Here is a 14,211-nt window from a genome sequence, read left to right as displayed (position 1 = left end):
CCCTGGTTTTATCTTTTTAATGGAAATTATGGCGAACGAACTATTCGAAAAGTGGTTGCTGTCTCTGTTTGATCATGACCCGGCAATGGGCGATTGGCGTTGGGAGGTCGAACCCATAAATATCGACCCCACCTTGGCCCCGGATTTTATCGTTCTATTGAACCATCGCTGGAGTGAGCTGTTAAACAGGTACGACGATTGGCAATTGGGGACTGGAATTGAGTATCTCTATAACAATTCCTTCTCTGATTTCGCGTTTGACTTACGAGACGCTCCTGCTCCGTTGGATGCGCGAATTGCCGCTATCCAGTCGATAAAGTACATGTACTCAGATTGCTTTGCTATACGATGTGAAGCGGCTTTGGGACATAAGTCCGAGACAGCGAGCGAGCTGAATTGTTGCTGTTATATGCTTTGGGATGTCACGCCTCTATCTTATTGTGAAGGCAACCCCGATAAGGAGGCTCTATATTCCGCCCTGGCGGAAGTAATGGAGTTTGCGCTTGGATTGAGCAACCCCGCGTGTATTGAAAGCGCGTTACATGGGCTGGGTCATATGACGCCTTACTACCCCAAAGCCAGGCAGATCATTCAGCAGTATATTGACCGAGGCGTTAAGAAAGCCTCCTCGGAAATGGATAAGTTGTTGCTGCATTACGCTGTTGCAGCGAAAGAAGACGGTATTCAGTAAACCTGTATCGTTTCAAGCATCCCCAAAGCATAAAGAAAGAGGCCCTCATCTGAGGGCCTTTTGCGTTTTACTCAGCGCAATCAGCGTAGGCTTTTGATTAAGTTTTCACATTCACTGGCGCTGATATTTTCACCGCACACCGGGATTTGGTTTTGCGGTTTGCCGTTGGCGACGTCGTTCACCAGGGTATTGCCGAGAACATGGTTGACGGCGTTGAGGTTGTAGCCGTTGTCCTGCTCCGCCATCCAGAAGAAGACGCCGGCGAAGCCGTTGTCTTTGGCGTACTGTGCTTTTAGCGCAGCGGTTCGCGGCGATTCTATGGTGATGAAGGAGCCGATGGCGGGCTGTACGAGATAGTCGGCATTGGAGGCTTTGTCGGTGTACAGCTTGTACCCGTTGTAAGGCCGTAAGGATGGATCAAGGAAGCTTTGATACATCTCATAGCCTTCCAGAACACCGGCTTCCCAGCTGCCGTATCCGGCGATGGCGAGTATAAAGTCAGTGGTCCCCGGCGCCTGATTGGGCTGGTGGGTGGTCGCGCCAGCGACTCCGTTGCTGTACTCGGTTATATCCGCTGAGCTTTTGAGGCGCTTGGCGCGATGGTAGTTCGCCACGCCGACCATCAGTTTGTTATTGGGGACGCCCTTGCCCTGCAGATAAGACATCGCCGTAGTGACGGAAGTATTGGCGGATGAACCCTGCGCGCTCGGATTTACCTGCATGGGGGTGTGATTGCTTAGCTCGCGCTCCCAGGCGCCGGTGAGGTCATAGGTCATCACATACAGGCGATCCATATATGGATGCACGGCGGGCCAGTCGATCAGGTCGAGACGACCGGTTCCTGCGGGGATCGCGGAGGACAGGCGATAATGCTTGCCGGTCTTCTGTCCCAACCAGTCCATACCTGCACGAATTTCTTTCAACAGACGCACATAGTTAGCGGCGTCTTCCGGCCTGTCCGCGTCAGGAACGGCACCGTCGGAGGCGGGGTACTCCCAGTCGATGTCGATACCGTCGAAGTCAAAGCGTTGTAAGAAATGGATCAAGGAGTCGACGAAGGCTTTGCGTCTGGCGTCATCCCGCGACATCCAGCCAAAGCCTTCAGACAGGGTCCAGCCGCCGACGGATAGATCCAGTTTCAAGTGCGGATTTTCTTTTCTCAGTTTATAGAGCACGCCGAATACGCCGCCAACACTGGCTGGCTCCAGCTCATACATGCTCTCCGTTCCCGTTACGCTGCCGGGAACGCCGACATTGCGCACGAAGGCCGCTTCAAAATCGGCGATGGCCATGGCGCCGTCAGGCAGATTGCTCTGATTGCAGGTGCGATTCACCGCCGCGGGAGCGGACGTGGGGAAGCCAGGGTCCTGAGTGCTGGACGCATCGGGATAACAGATACCGGAGAAACCGTAGACGATGCGATGCAGGTTCTTCACGGGAAGTTTGGTGAAGTCATAGCGCCGACCGTAGATCGCCCAGTCGCCGATGTAAGTGACTATTTCCGTTCCTGCGCGCAGTGAATAAGTATTGTGCTGCAACGGCACGGTTCCGGGAGGCAGTTTGGAAACTCGGGCTCCGTTATCGGCGTCGAAGCCGGGATGATCCCCGCCTGGATCGGTGGACGGAACAGAAGAGCGCGGCGTACTGGTGGATGGCGTATTGGAGATGCGCGCCGCGCCGATGGCGCCGCCAGGAAAGCTGACGCCGGCGTTGGGGTTGCCATCGACAGGCTGCGGATCGCCGTAGTCGATGTCGTTGGGAATAGGGACTGGGCACAAGCTGTCATCGGGTACGCCTACCAGTTTCCAGCGATCGGGATAAGTAGGGTCGTTAGGGGGAATGCCCCAGACATCCACCTGGGCCTGGTAAACGCCGCCCTGATAAGCCGCCACGGCTCCGGTGCGATAGACTTTGCTGGCGCTCCAGGCGCTGGCGCAGAATGGCGTATCCGGCCCTGGACCGGGATCATCAGGGTTGTCGGGGTCGTCTGTGCCGCAAGGCCCAATTAAGGTCCAGGCGGAACTCCAACTACTGCCGACGCCAGGCTCATACGCCCGGGCGGCTGCGGACGAGCACCAGCCGGAGACATCGCAGCGATAGTCATTGCCAACGTTCTGCACGATTTGTCCCGCGCTGTAGCTGGTTCCGGCGGAATACTGCGGAGCGTCGCAGGCGCCGGGGTCGTCACCGGGGCCGCCATCATCGGGAGGGGAATCGCCATCGCAGGCGCCGAGCCCGTTCCAGGCCTGTTCCCAGGCCCAGCCTACGCCGGGTTCATAGGCTCCGCCCAATCCGCACCAGCCGCTGACGTTGCAGCGATAAGCGTTGTCGTGATGTTGACGAATGGCGTTGGCGCCGATAGCGCCGGTTTCAAAGGGGGCTACGCTTGTGCAGTCATAAGCGTAGCTATTGGCTGCGATGGTCCAAGCGCCGCCAATTAAGAGCGTGGCCAATAGCTTCTTCATGGTCCATTTCTCTCGTGTGGTTGGTTAACAATCCTGGGTCAGCCAACTGTCATACCACCAAAATGGCTTCGCCAAGCGGTGGCCGAGCGCACCCGTGCTGGACCGGCGCACGGTCAGTTTTTGTGGGCTGGATTCGCCGCGGGGAGCGATGAATCCGGCCCGGTAATGCAGAAGTTCTTTATAGTAGTTGGTGAGTTTTTAACCTTTTTGTCCGTTATTGGCAATAGGCCGGTCGGGGGAAGAAAATCGCCGCTAAAATAGAGGGTTATGCGCTTTTGCCAGGGAAGCCTTTACCCGTCTTTGCCGGCTTTGGCGTCAACGTGCAACAAACCGGCTTTTCCCCAGTTGCTGTCGTCATAGTCCTGTAAAAATATCGTGACCGACTCCGGCTTTACCCCGTAGCTGGTCACAAAGGCGTCGGTAATTTTTTTCACCAAATCCCGTTTCTGCTCCAAGGTTCGGCCGGGGGATTGCGCGATGGTGACGACGGGCATAATTGACTCCTGCAAATATATGAATGGAAGGGTAGCTGCATCAGCTTTGCTGTCTGGCCAGCGAAGCGGGTCGCCACCAGAGTTTGGAGACCATCAAGAAATTACCGAAGATGATGACGCCAACGCCTGAAAATGTGGTGGCGTCCCACCGATAGTCTTCAAACAGCGTGGAGATCAGGATCGCGACGATAGGGAACGCCACCATACAGTACGCGGCTTTGTTGATGCCGATCTTGTTCACCAGGGTCAGGTAGATCGTAAAGCCGAGCACTGACGCGAAAATCGCCAGATACAGCAGGCTGAAAATATATTGGGAAGTGAAGCTGAACTTGAGCGGCGTGTTGGTGGCGAAGACGGCGATTAACAGCACCATGGCGCCGTAAGCCATTGAATAGCCATTGCCGGTGAGCGGCGTGATGCCCTTGGCTCCATTACGCACAGAGATCATATTACCCAGTGAAAATACGAGTGTGCCCAGTAGTGCGAACAGCATTCCGGTAAAAAAGTCCGCGCCAAAGTGTTGTTGCGTCAGTTCCCGCCAGAACAGGAGCACAATGCCGGCAATGCCGAAGGCGATGCCGATGAACTCGCTTTGCGAAGTGCTTTGACGCAGGAACAGCCAGCGATTGACGCTGTTGAACAGCAGCACGGTGGAGAAAATGATCGCGACGATGCCGCTGGGGATGTATTGGGTGGCGTGATAGAAGCACAGAAAGTTCAGGGAAAAAAAGCACAGTCCCTGCCCGGCGAACCACAGGTGGTCGACAGGCTGGGTCTTCTGGATTTTTTTTAGCAAAAACAGAGCGGGCAGCAGCAGTAATGCGGCAATGGCGAAGCGATAGAAAATGGACGTCAGAATGGGAACTTCGCCCAATTGCATGTGGATCGCGAACCATGACGTGCCCCACACCAGAATACAGGCGATATATAAAAAAGCGGTCATAACGAGCTTGTCTCCTTTGCTCTAGCTGGCGGCCGCCGTCTCAGGCGCATGTACGGCCACACATTCCTTGATAAAGTTGCGCAGGCGGGAAACCCCTTCGCTGATCTGCTCCGGCGTCAGGTAGCTGAACGAGAGCCGGATTTCATTGGACTCCCGCGGCGGCGAATAGAACATTTCCATCGGCGTCCAAAGTACGCCGTATTGTTCCGCTGAGGCTTTAAGCTGTTTCAGGTTAACAGTGAACGGCAGCGTGAGCACGAGAAAAAAGCCGCCATCTGGTCTGTTCCAGGTGATTTGCGAACGCAGGGGCGAGCCTTTGGGAAAGGCGACCTCAAGCTGATGCAGCAAATGCTTCAGATTGTTCTGATAGAAATGGATTCTGCTCTCGCAATGCAATCGCAGGTCGCCCTTGCATTCCAGCAACACGCCGCCGACCACGGCCTGACAGATCGGCGATGTATTGAGCGTCAGCATGCTTTTGATTTTGGTAAGCGCTTCCGCCAGTCGCCGGGATACAACAAACCCCATGCGTACGCCTGGAAACAGCGTTTTGGAGAACGAGCCCAGGTACGCCACGGAGCGGCCGTTTCTGTCCAGAGAAGCCAGCGTCGGCTTGATGGCGCTCGCCGCGCCGAAAATACCGTAAGGGTTGTCCTCCAGTACAGTGAAGTTGTAAGTGTGGGAGAGCCAGACCAGATCCATGCGCTGGCTGAGAGGTAGCGAGACGCCCGTGGGGTTGCAGAAGTCGGCGTTGATATACAGCGCTTTGACCTTGTCGCCTGCCGCCTCCAGCGTCTGGATTTTGTTTTCGATTTCACTGATTTCCACGCCCTGATCGTGGACATCGAAGGTTTCGACCCGGATATCCAGCAGTCTGGCGGCGCCGATAATGCCGACGTACACCGGCTGTGGAACCAGCAGGACATCCCGAGGATCGGCGAACAGAGCGCGCAGAGTCAAAATCATTCCTTCCTGGGTGCCGGAGGTGACCACAATATCTTCGGGGCGACAGATGACGCCGTCGGTTTTCTCCAGCATCTCGGCGATGAGCCCGCGAATATGCCCTTCCGACGGGCCGTATTGAAACAGCTGAGTGATGACGGCGCTTTCAGGCCGACGTTTCTGCTGGGTGAGATGCTCGACATAGCGATGCAGATAACGACCGATATCATCGATTCGAAAGTCCGTTTCGATCGGGCGTCCGGGCGCGAACGATATCGCGTCGGGATATTGCCCGGCGATATCGTTGAGAAAAGTCATGGAGTTAAGGCATGGGTCCGCCAGGGATGTATGCAGCGGCAGCTCCTCGCGTTCATCCTGAGGTTGCATTGCGTTCATGAATTACTCCTTCCAGATTTGCGGGCAGAAATCCGGATCGGTGTAGTCCGGGTCGCCGTTGCCGTTTTGGCGGCAGAAATAGTCGTTGTTGTATTTCAACGCGGAACCGTCCGCCATCGTGTGGCGCTTGTAGGTGTTGCCGCCGTCCTGCAGGTGAAGAGAAATCGAGACGCGGTCCACTTGGCTGTAGTTGGGGGAGCTGCCATGAAAGGTGTGGCAGTTATGAAAGCTGATATGGCCGCGTTTGCTGGTCATGGGTATTTTTCTGACGGTGTCGCCATTAAGCTGGGCGGTTTCCTCCAGCATGGTTTGCAGCTCATCGATGCTGCGCCGTCCGAAGTGGCGGGTGACGCTGTCGTTGGCGTCGATTTCCCGCCAGCGATGGCTGCCGTCGATCATTTCCAGGGCTCCCATGCCTTCAAAGCAGTCATAAAAGTTGATAAAGGCGGTCAGCAGTTTGCTGGACGTGCAGGTTGACCAGTAATGGGCGTCTTTATGCCAGGGGACGACGGGGCGAAACATGCCTTCAGCCGCAAAGTCGCCTCGGGCGGGCTTGGTGATCAGCGCGCTGTTCCAAACGCGTATTTCGTCTGTCTGCGCCAGCCGGGCGGCGATAGCGCCAATGATTGGCTTGGTCAGCAGACGCCGAAACGTATCGCTTTCATAATGCACGTAGTCATTGTTGCGGGCGACATCGCCATCTTCCGGGGTCCAGTAGGCTAATGTGGAAGGCATGGTCGGCAAGCGTCTGTCGCGCTTGCCTGCATAATAATCGCGACTTTCCTGAGCGAAGGCGTCCAGCTCCTCGTCGGTAAACACTTTGCCGGTCATGAACCAGCCGTGCTCCTGGTAAAAACGCACGTCCTCATCGCTGGGCAACAGAGCATGTTCTTGCTCGCTCAGTGGGTATTCCGCTATATACACGTAGTATTCCTTTCTATGTTTGATGTCGGAGAGAGTCGCCGCGGGGTGGCCGGCGTTTATCAGTAGGCGTCGCTGGCTTCCAGTTGGCGGAACAGGTCTTCCACGTTCTGCTCCGAAAAGCCTTCTTCCTCGTTTCTTTCTATGAACTCGATCATGACGCCGGAATTAGGGCAGCGCACAGTGAAGCGCTGGATGAGGTCCGGGCCTTTGATGGTTTTGGTGCTGAAGTCCAGCCCTTGTTTTTCCAGCTCTTTGCACAGGCTTTCCACGTCGTCCACCTCTATGGCGATGTGCTGTGGCCCTGGGCCGTATTCATTGATAAAGCGGGTGATCTGAGAGGCTTCGTTGACGCCTTCCAATAAAACGAACTTGATTGGACCCGCCTCCATGACGGCGGAATGCATGGCGCTGTGCGCACCGGTGGTGGTCATGCGATCGGAGAGGGTGAATCCCATCATGCTGAAATAGCCGATGGCCTGCTCCAGATCCAGCACAGCGATCGCCACGTGATCAATTTTTTTCGCCTTATGCCTGAGCATTAACTTAGACATGTTTTCCCAACCTGTCGTCATAGGGTTTCTCCTTGATATGAGGGGTGTTTGGTCCAAATAATTTCCTGGCTGATGTCCGCAAGCGACGCGCAACCGCAAAGGTGCATGCTGAGCGTCAGATCATCGATGAGTTGTCTTAACACCTCGGCGACGCCTTGGGCGCCTGCGGCGGCGAGTCCCCATAAGACCGGGCGGCCAACGCCCACCGCGTCGGCGCCCAGGGCCAGAGCTTTGAGAATGTCTGCGCCGCTGCGTACGCCGCCATCCACAATGAGCGGCATGGACTCGCCTACGCGTTGACGTATGTAGGGCAGCATGTCGATGGCGGAAACATGGTGATCAAGTTGGCGACCGCCGTGATTCGATAGATACAAGGCGTCGACGTCGTGCTTCAGCGCGATTTCCGCATCCTGCGGATGCAGCACGCCTTTCAATATCAACGGCATGCGGGTCTGGTTTTTCACCCAGTCCACATCGGCCCAGGAAAGAGCCGGCTCCAGCTGTTCTGCGACGAAGGCGGCGACGCCGCCGGACTGACTGGGTACAGGGGGCTCACTGGATAGTGGCTCGTCAAACTGGTCTGTGCGTTTTTGATAGCGCTTAACGTCAAAGCTATTGCGACGATCCCGCAGCCGCGCGCCCATACGTGGCACATCAACGGTCAGCACCAGGGCGCTGCAGCCGGCGTCCTGCGCCTGCTGAATGATGTCTCGATTGCGTCCGCGATCTTTGTACAGGTAAAGCTGAAACATGACCGGCTCTGCGGAGTTTTTGCAGAGGGTCTCCAGGGGCGTGTCTGACATGGTGCTGACAATGAGTGGCGCGCCACACTGGTTGGCGGCCGCCAGGGTCGCCCGCTCGCCGTCAGGGTGAGCGAGTTGATGGTGCGCGCTGGGAGCGACAATCATCGGGGTGGCGGGCGTGCGGGCGCTCTGGAGTGGCGATAAACGCGGCGCGCTCGTATCGACGTCGCTAACGCCGCGCAGCACACGGGAAATCAGTTTTACCCGCTCCAGGGCGCGGATGTTTTCCTGCAAAGACCGCTCAAGCCCCGCGCCGCCGGCGATAAAGTCGTAGATTTCCGGCGCTAAGCGGCGTTTGGCAAGCTCTTCCCAATCCTCAATACAAACCGGCTCCATGCTGGCTCCCTTTGGTGTGATGGTTTCCCTGTCCGTTCAATGCGAAGGAGTACGCCCTGTGACGATATCCGAAGGGCTCCTGCAGTCGGACATAACGGAAAATATTCAGATTCGTCTCTGATTGAATATTTTCGTAAATTTTCTAATTTGTACGTATTTTTTACTCTATTGGCCTCATTAATTCTCTGTCAACGAAAATTTGATGAAATTTCGAATAATGACGAAGGTTGGGAACATTGGGAATGCATTGCTCATAACGGGCGTTATGAATTAAAAACCTCTCTTTCCGTTGGCGTCTGTGAGGTGTTGAGAATGAGAAAAAGAAAGTTTTTCACTTTTCTATGCAATCCCGGCGTCGCAGCTAGACTATGTCTACATGACCATTTTCATGCGTAGATGAAAGGAGTTCAGACCATGGCTAAATCGATGCGGGATCTTCAGGTAGGTGAAAATTTGGGCGAAAGTCGATGGGTGAGAGTTGATCAGGCGCTGATTGATCAGTTTGCCGATTGCACTCGCGATAGGCAGTGGATTCATGTGGATGCTGAGCGTTGCCGGAAGGAGAGCCCATATGGCCAGCCCATCGCTCATGGCTTTCTAGCGTTGTCGCTGCTGCCGGGGCTGTTATATGAGTTGATCTCTCCGCCAGAGGACGGTTATGCGCTGATTAATTATGGTCTGGAACAAGTGCGCTTTCTTGAGGCGGTGCGGAGCGGCGATGAAATTCGCTTGGAGGCGAAGCTGGAGAGTATTCAGCAAAAAACGAGTGGAACGTTATATCGAATAAATTGCGCGGCGCGCATCAATCATCGCGAAAAGCCTGCCCTGGCGGCTGCATTATTGGTGCTGTGTGCGGAGCTGAAGCCTTAGAGCGTACTGCGGAGTGTTGGCTTCAGCGCTATCTTGAGATGGTTTAGAAACCTTGCAGGCTGGCGAGATCTTTAACTTCGCCTGCGCTGACGGTGCAAAAGCTTAGAGGAGCTTGCTTTTGTTGGTCGCTGATAACTTTTACCTGGGCTGCCGCAACTTTGCGCAGGCTGTCGAAAGGCAGCGTGGTCACGGAATCGTCTTTTTGGGTAAGGGCTCTAAGAAGTTTGCTGAACATGATGTCGTATCCCGTAATTATTGTTGCTTACATTCAGTAGCGACCTTCTCCGGCGGTTCCCGTCAAAAAAGTAAAAAAATGTCATATTTTTATTGGGAGGGCGGTGCGCTTCATGGCTTCGTTGGATGCGTAGCCAATAAAAACATGAGATTATCTCCGCCCACCTTTCGAAATACCCTGTAAGAGATCCCCTTAGATGCAACGAAATCTAGAAGACCGATCCTTTTTGCTGCTGTTGCTGGCTGTAACCTTTGGGTTTGGACTGCTGATCCTGCCGTTCTTTTACGCTATTTTCTGGGCGGCGATGTTGGCCATTCTATTTGCGCCGTTGCACCGCTGGCTGATTCGCCGGTTTCCCGGCAGGGACAACGTCAGCGCGCTGCTGACATTGCTGGCCAGCGTATTGATCGTGGTGATTCCGCTGGCGGTGATGATGACGATGTTGGCGAAGGAGGGGGCCAGAGTCTATCAGCAGGTAAGCTCCGGCGAGATACAGTTGCAGGTGCTGGTGGACAAAGCCAGAGCCGCCATGCCGGTGATTCAGGAACTGGCTGAACGTTTCGAGATTGACTTGGGCAACGTCAAGCAAATGCTGTCGCAGGCGGCGTTGACGGGCAGTAAGTTTTTCGCCACCCAGGCGTTCAATTTTGGACAGGAATATCTGCAGTTCACCGTCAGCTTTGTGTTGATGCTTTATCTGACTTTTTTCTTTTTAAGAGACGGCAGCAGTTTGATACAGCTGTTGATTCGCGCTCTGCCTTTGGGTGACACCCGGGAAATTCATCTCTTTCAAAAGTTTGCGGAAGTGTCCCGGGCGACGGTGAAGGGGAACCTGGTCGTGGCGATGGTGCAGGGCTCTCTGGGAGGTTTGATCTTTTGGGCGCTTGGCATCAAAGGCGCGCTGTTGTGGGGCGTAGTGATGGTGGTGCTGTCTTTGTTGCCGGCGGTGGGGTCCGCCCTGGTATGGGGCCCGGCGGCGGCATATCTGTTTTTCAGCGGCGATGTTTTCAAAGGCGTTGTGCTGGTGCTGTTCGGCTTCTTTGTCATCGGGTTGGTGGACAACGTGTTACGCCCGGTCCTGGTGGGACGCGACACCAAAATGCCTGACTATCTCGTGCTATTGTCGACCTTGGGCGGTTTATCGTTATTCGGCTTGAATGGATTCGTGTTGGGACCAGTATTGACCGCGTTGTTCCTGGCGTTCTGGCAGATCTTTATGGAAGAGTTCAATAATGGCGAAGAAGAGACCTTCGTCGATGAAGACGAGGCGTCCGGGGTCTGATAAAACCGGGCGCGTATTGCGCCCGGATGTGCTTATCAGTCGAGGTGGAACAGCTCTTCTGGCAACGCCATCAAGCTGGCCGCGCCGGCTTTGACGCTGGCGGCGAGTGAGCGAGTGCGGGGCAATAGACGCTCAAAGTAGAACTCCGCTGTGTGCAGTTTGGCTTTATAGAAGTCACTGTCGCCGCTTTGCGCTTCCAGTTTGTCTTTGGCGGTCACCGCTATGCGCAACCAGAAATAGGCCAGGCAAACGTAACCGGAATACATCAGAAATTCGACTGACGCCGCGCCGATTTCATCCGGGTTGGTCTGCGCTTTTTCTGCAACGCCCTGAGCCAGTTGCCGCCACTCATCCAAGTGCTGCATCAGCGCGTCCGTCCAGACACTGAAGCGGCGGGCGGCGTTCTGAGTTTCGCAAAACGCGCGTATCTCATTGACGAACTGACGCAGCAGCTCTCCCTGGCTGCCGATGATCTTGCGAGCCAGCAAGTCTATGGCCTGAATGCCGGTGGTGCCTTCATACATGGTGCAGATGCGGGTATCCCTGGCCAGCTGCTCCATTCCCCACTCCTTGATAAAGCCGTGACCGCCGTAAACCTGCATGCCGTAGCTTGTGCACTCCTGCGCTGTTTCCGTCAAAAAGGCTTTGACGATTGGCGTCAGCAGCGCCAGTTTCGCCTCCGCGGCGGCTTTGATGTCAGCGTCTTCGCTGTAGAGCGTCAGGTCGATTTGCTGGGTGCAGTACATCGCCAGGGCGCGTCCGCCTTCGCGGATCGCTTTCTGCGTCAGCAGCATGCGCCGTACGTCGGGATGCACGATGATCGGATCTGCGGGCTTGTCCTTGTTGACGGGGCCTTTGAGAGAGCGCATTTGCAGGCGATCGCGAGCGTAGCTGATGGCGCCTTGAAACGCCGCTTCGGTGGCCGCCAGACCTTCCAGTCCCACGCCGACGCGAGCGGCGTTCATAAAGGTGAACATGCAGTTGAGACCGCGATTGGGTTCGCCGATCAGATAACCGCGCGCGCCGTCGAAATTCATGACGCAGGTGGCGCTGCCTTTGATGCCCATCTTATGTTCAAGGGAGCCGCAGGATAACGTGTTGGGCGTTGTGATTTCACCGCTATCGGACACATTGTACTTGGGTACGATAAACAGGGATATCCCTTTAGTGCCCGCGGGGGCGTCCGGCAGGCGGGCCAGGACGACATGAACGATGTTGTCGGACAGGTCATGGTCGCCGGCGGAGATGAAAATCTTGGTCCCGGTTATGGCGTAAGCGCCGTCAGGTTGCGGCTCCGCTTTGGTTTTCAGCAGTCCCAAATCTGATCCGCAGTGGGATTCAGTCAGACACATGGTGCCGGTCCAGCGCCCTGCAATCAGGTGAGGTAAAAAGCGCTGCCTCTGTGAATCCGAACCATGGGCGAGAATGGTTTCAATACAGCCCTGACTCAGTCCTGGGTACATGGCCCAGGCGTGATTGGCGCCGGAGAACCACTCGGACAGAACGCTCGACAGCGAATAGGGTAAGCCTTGGCCATCGTACTCTAATGGCTGCGACATGGCGGGCCAGCCGCCCTCGACATACTGTTGATAAGCTTCTTTAAAGCCTGTGGGCGTTGTCACGACGCCGTCATTCCAGGAACAGCCCTCTGTATCGCCCACCGCATTCAGCGGCGCCAGGATATTCTCCGCAAACTTACCGCCCTCCTGCAGGATCGCCTGCACCATATCCGGCGTCGCATCCGCGAACCCCAGCTTTTCGTAATGCTCGAAGAAACCCAACAGTTCATCCATCACAAACGCCACATCACGCTGCGGAGCTTTGTAGTTCAACATATGCCTACCTCGTCTTAATCAATCACCAACAGCCAAATATACTCAGCCAATAAACCCAGTTTACCCGCAGAGGCAGGTTAAGCCGTTGGTGGTTTTTGACAAAAATGATGCTGCTTCGGACGAAGGGGGGAGTAGATATTCTGTAAAAGGGGATGATTTTTTGACGGCTAAAAGGTGATAAGGTCACTAGTTTCGCGTTGTTATTAGGGTGGAGTAAAGTGCGCGTCGCTCATGAAGAGTGTTCAGTTACAGCAATATTGCTAAGCTACTTACGGCCTGAAAATATACAAAGGATTTTTGGGCAACTTGCAAAGAGCAAATATATTGACAAGATAATTGTTTCTAATAACAACCCTGATGTCGATCTTTGTGTATATATTGAACAGCATCCAAAGCTAACATTAATCCAGCAGGTTGTTCATTATCCGCCATGGATAAGATTTGAATTTGCTGCACATGAACCCGCTAACTACTTTTTTTCTGTCGATGACGATATCTTCCTATCCGTAGAGCAGATTGATCTGTTACTTGAACGATTGTTTGATAGACCTGTTGTGCCTCATGGAGTATGGGGTCAAAGAATAGTTAATACACCTAAAGGCCTCAAACTGGTTGATGGCGTTCAAGGTCAAAGTAGAAGCGTGGATGTACTTAATCGAGTATACGCATGTACAAAGGAGCATGTTTTAAACTCCTTTAAGTTATTAAAAATTTTGGGCTTGGATCACGCTAGGAAAATAGGTCCTTTCGAAGATGTCCTTTTAAGCTTTGGTTCGGCAGAGAGACCCTTTTGTCATGATCTTGGTGTGTTAGAAGAGTGTGATTCTTCCAGTAGCCTTGAAAAAGCATTGCATATGAAGCCTGGTTTTATTGGACTCAGACAGCAGTTGGCTTTAGATATATTAGAGCGGGCTAAAGATATTCCTTGGCTTGAGCCAGAAAGGTGTACGGTTGTTGAATATTTGAGCGATTATGAACGGTTTTTGCTCGAAACTTAGTTTAGGTCAGATTGTTGCCAGTCATGGTGTGCGGTGATTAAATGACATTGTATTTTCTTTTAGAGAGAGCTGTGGGTGAATTGCTGTAAGGATACTGTTATGAAGGGGCATTTCATCCTCGTAGCTCAGTTTACATCATTTATATAAAGCGATAGGCCGCTGACGACAGGCGCAAAGTCTGCCGTCAGCGGCTTTTTTATGCGTTAAAAAAGTCAGTCGGAAGTATTTAGGAGTCATCAAATGGTTGCGGTTGTATCAGGGGAAGGTCTGGGATTATTTGGCGCGGCCTTGTCAGGCGCGGGCGCGGGATTATCGCAAGCGGGCGTGGGCCAGGGCGGCGAGCGGGTCTACGTCAATGCGGCCACGGGCAACCTGGTGCTGCAGCGCCGCGATGAGCTGCTGTTAGGCGCGGGGCGCGACGCCAGCCTGATCCGCACTTATAACAG

At 54.4% G+C, this 14,211-nt stretch carries 14 protein-coding genes; 5 read left to right on the top strand and 9 right to left on the bottom strand.

The annotated features are described in order from the left end of the window. Nucleotides 1-28: 28 nt before the first annotated feature. Entirely contained in the window at nt 29-691 is a 663-nt protein-coding gene (locus tag KP814_RS27205; RefSeq protein ID WP_216739735.1) for a hypothetical protein, read from the top strand. A gap of 80 nt (nt 692-771) precedes the next feature. On the opposite strand, the gene KP814_RS27200 is transcribed toward KP814_RS27205, so the two are convergent. From KP814_RS27200 to KP814_RS27170, 7 genes are all read right to left on the bottom strand, one after another. Beyond that, a complete protein-coding gene (locus KP814_RS27200; protein WP_216739734.1) occupies nt 772-3,156 on the bottom strand; it encodes a glycosyl hydrolase family 18 protein in 2,385 nt (794 codons plus the stop codon). A 290-nt stretch (nt 3,157-3,446) separates the two neighbouring features. Next, complete coding sequence (locus tag KP814_RS27195; RefSeq protein ID WP_216739733.1) at nt 3,447-3,650, bottom strand: 4-oxalocrotonate tautomerase family protein; 204 nt, start codon at nt 3,648-3,650, stop codon at nt 3,447-3,449. A gap of 40 nt (nt 3,651-3,690) precedes the next feature. Then, on the bottom strand, nt 3,691-4,593 hold the full coding sequence (locus KP814_RS27190) for a DMT family transporter (protein ID WP_216739732.1): 903 nt from the start codon (nt 4,591-4,593) through the stop codon (nt 3,691-3,693). A gap of 21 nt (nt 4,594-4,614) precedes the next feature. Then, nucleotides 4,615-5,931, bottom strand: a complete 1,317-nt coding sequence (locus KP814_RS27185) for a PLP-dependent aminotransferase family protein (RefSeq protein ID WP_216739731.1) — start codon at nt 5,929-5,931, stop codon at nt 4,615-4,617. Between the two features lie 3 nt (nt 5,932-5,934). After that, a complete protein-coding gene (locus KP814_RS27180; protein WP_216739730.1) occupies nt 5,935-6,855 on the bottom strand; it encodes a phytanoyl-CoA dioxygenase family protein in 921 nt (306 codons plus the stop codon). A gap of 59 nt (nt 6,856-6,914) precedes the next feature. Beyond that, a complete protein-coding gene (locus tag KP814_RS27175; RefSeq protein ID WP_253938667.1) occupies nt 6,915-7,427 on the bottom strand; it encodes a VOC family protein in 513 nt (170 codons plus the stop codon). Continuing rightward, nucleotides 7,424-8,545: an alpha-hydroxy acid oxidase gene (locus KP814_RS27170; protein ID WP_216739729.1), complete on the bottom strand. Its 1,122-nt coding sequence runs from the start codon at nt 8,543-8,545 to the stop codon at nt 7,424-7,426. The genes KP814_RS27175 and KP814_RS27170 overlap by 4 nt, the downstream gene beginning before the upstream one ends. A gap of 414 nt (nt 8,546-8,959) precedes the next feature. Here KP814_RS27170 and KP814_RS27165 point away from each other — a divergent pair, with 414 nt between their 5' ends. Further along, complete coding sequence (locus KP814_RS27165; protein ID WP_216739728.1) at nt 8,960-9,415, top strand: MaoC/PaaZ C-terminal domain-containing protein; 456 nt, start codon at nt 8,960-8,962, stop codon at nt 9,413-9,415. 43 nt (nt 9,416-9,458) lie between these two features. On the opposite strand, the gene KP814_RS27160 is transcribed toward KP814_RS27165, so the two are convergent. Further along, complete coding sequence (locus KP814_RS27160) at nt 9,459-9,650, bottom strand: hypothetical protein (protein ID WP_216739727.1); 192 nt, start codon at nt 9,648-9,650, stop codon at nt 9,459-9,461. Between the two features lie 196 nt (nt 9,651-9,846). On the opposite strand from KP814_RS27160, the gene KP814_RS27155 reads away from it, so the two are divergent. Further along, complete coding sequence (locus KP814_RS27155; protein ID WP_216739726.1) at nt 9,847-10,932, top strand: AI-2E family transporter; 1,086 nt, start codon at nt 9,847-9,849, stop codon at nt 10,930-10,932. Nucleotides 10,933-10,967: 35 nt separating this feature from the next. On the opposite strand, the gene KP814_RS27150 is transcribed toward KP814_RS27155, so the two are convergent. Further along, nucleotides 10,968-12,767, bottom strand: coding sequence for an acyl-CoA dehydrogenase C-terminal domain-containing protein (locus tag KP814_RS27150; RefSeq protein WP_216739725.1), 1,800 nt, complete (start codon nt 12,765-12,767; stop codon nt 10,968-10,970). A gap of 218 nt (nt 12,768-12,985) precedes the next feature. Between KP814_RS27150 and KP814_RS27145 the strand changes: the two genes are divergently transcribed. Next, nucleotides 12,986-13,765 carry a hypothetical protein gene (locus KP814_RS27145; protein WP_216739724.1) on the top strand — a complete coding sequence of 260 codons (780 nt, stop codon included), beginning with the start codon at nt 12,986-12,988 and terminating at the stop codon, nt 13,763-13,765. 240 nt (nt 13,766-14,005) lie between these two features. Further along, nucleotides 14,006-14,211 (top strand): hypothetical protein (locus KP814_RS27140; RefSeq protein WP_216739723.1); only part of this gene is annotated, 206 nt, incomplete at its 3' end.

Source organism: Hahella sp. HN01 (assembly GCF_018986435.1).
Taxonomy (GTDB): domain Bacteria; phylum Pseudomonadota; class Gammaproteobacteria; order Pseudomonadales; family Oleiphilaceae; genus Hahella.
This window is presented reverse-complemented; position numbering and strand designations above follow the sequence as displayed.